Source organism: methanotrophic endosymbiont of Bathymodiolus puteoserpentis (Logatchev) (genome assembly GCF_900128525.1).
GTDB lineage: Bacteria > Pseudomonadota > Gammaproteobacteria > Methylococcales > Methylomonadaceae > Methyloprofundus.
This window is the reverse complement of sequence record NZ_FQTQ01000014.1, coordinates 1-2,280: the sequence shown is the minus strand read 5'-3', so window position 1 is coordinate 2,280 and position 2,280 is coordinate 1. Positions and strand designations below refer to the sequence as shown.

The following is a 2,280-nucleotide window of genomic DNA, read 5'->3' as shown; positions in this document are numbered from 1 at the left end:
GATATTAATACAGCCGATAATTATCGTCTACGAGTGCCCTGCGAGGCGTTGAGTTATGAGCTAACAGGCATAACGCCAAGCAATGAATATTTCACATTAAAAGAATTACAGAGTTTTAGATTAAGTCTTCAATATCAGCTAACGGGGCAAACTGTTAGCGAAATTGAATATCAACAAATAGCCGACCATAATAATCCACAAAAGCGAATAATTGAACACAGTAAAATCCTTTATTTCAATGATAAAGCCAGCAACTCAGCCGAATTTTTAAATTCTCCTCTACCGTTTAACGAACAGGGTGACTTAGGTTTAGTTTATGAAACCTATACCCTGGCATTAACCGAAAACTTACTTGATGCCGTGTTGGCAGAAAAATTCACCACAACAATAAAAAATGAGTTAAGCGATGCTGCCAAAAGTGGCTACATAAAAGGCACAGAAATAGGCGCAAGCGCAGATCAATATTGGATGCGTTCAGGTATTGCAGGTTTTGCTGAGGATGCCGCCGAGCATTTCTTTTTACCCGAACGTTACACCGATCCTTTTAATCAAACCACAACGCTTAGTTTTGATCCACTTGATTTGTTTATCGAGTCCAGCACCGATCCCATTGGAAACAGCAGTTCAGTAGAAAATTTTGATTACCGCGTGTTAGCGCCACGGGAATTAAAAGACATCAATGGCAATGTAACAGAAATGGTATTTGATGTACTGGGCTTGCCCACCGCAATGGCGGTAAAAGGCAAGAAAGTTGCTGGAGAATGGCAAGGGGATAATCTTAATGATTTTATTAATAATGAATTGATATTAAATCCCTTACAAAGTGATGTCGTCGATTTTTGTACCAGCATTACCCAAGATGATGTCAAAGCAAGGCAATGGCTAGGTAAGGCCTCTACCCGTTTTATTTACCATTTTGGTGAAACACTGGATGCACAAGGAAAAGAAATCTGGGGGACTCGAATGTCAGGTGCTTGCTCAATTACTCGCGAGCAGCATAAAGTTCAAAATTCACCCTTACAGATATCCTTAGAATGTTCAGACGGCGGTGGCAATGTATTGATGCAAAAAGCACAAGCTGAGCCAGATCCTGAAAACGGCAATCCTCGGTGGATTATCAATGGGCTGACGGTACTCAATAATAAAGGCAATCCTGTCAAACAATACGAACCTGCATTTTCTGACCGTTTTGGCTGTGAAATGCCGCAAGCCAATGGTGTAACCTCCGTTATTTATTACGATGCAGCAGGGCAAGCGATCCGAACAGAGCTGCCGGATGGAACTTATAGTAAAGTTGAATACTCACCTTGGCATGTCAGTAGTTTTGACCCTAACGATACCGCTTTTGACAATGACCCGAGTAAACAAAGTGATTGGTATCAACGTAGAACCAATCCCGCTCATCCAAGATTTGCAGAATTCAATTCACAAGAAAACACCCGAGCAGCAAATCTGATTAAACAACATGCCAATACCCCAACTCAAGTCTTTCTTGATAGTTTAGGTCGTGATGTTATTAGTATTGAACATAATAAATTTACCGATACTGATGGCAATTTAAAGGATGAAAAATATCTAAGCTTTAGCAAACTGGATGCCGAAGGCAAACCGCTTTGGATCCGTGATGCTCGGGGCAATTTAGTGATGCAATATATTGCACCGCCTAAAGCGAATAATGCGGCTGATAATAGTATTCCCTTGAGCAGCGTACCCTGTTATGACATAGCGGGGAATTTGCTGTTTCAACACAGTATGGACGGTGGTGATCGTTGGATGATTAACGATGCCACCGGACAGCCTTTTTATGCCTGGGATAAGAATGAAAATGAAACAGGTGTTTTAGAAAATAGAATCTACCATACGCTTTACGATAAATTGCGCCGTCCTTTAGAGCAGCAATTGCAAATAAATAATAATCTGCATGTTATTGAACGATTAGTTTATGGCGAAGGACAAGCCAATGATAAAAACCTGCGTGGTCAGCTTTTTCAGCAGTATGACTCCAGTGGGTTAGTCAGCAATCAGCAATTTGATTTTAAAGGGAACCTGTTAAAGGTAGAGCAACAACTCGCGGTTTTTTCTACCGACTCCGTTATTCATTGGCCAGAAAATCCTCCACAAAATATGCTGGAAGAAACTTACACCCAAAATATTGAATACGATGCCTTGAATAGAATGACGCGTCAGGAAAACTGGCATCGAATAAACCGAGAGCCTGCGGTATATCTTCCCAAATATAATCAACGAGGTACATTAGTCAGTGAAGAACTAATTGTTCAG

The 2,280-nt window shown here is 40.9% G+C and carries 1 pseudogene; it reads left to right on the top strand.

Going from position 1 to position 2,280, the window contains the following annotated elements:
* A pseudogene (locus tag BQ7314_RS00880) lies at positions 1-2,280 on the top strand (hypothetical protein); the annotation flags it as partial.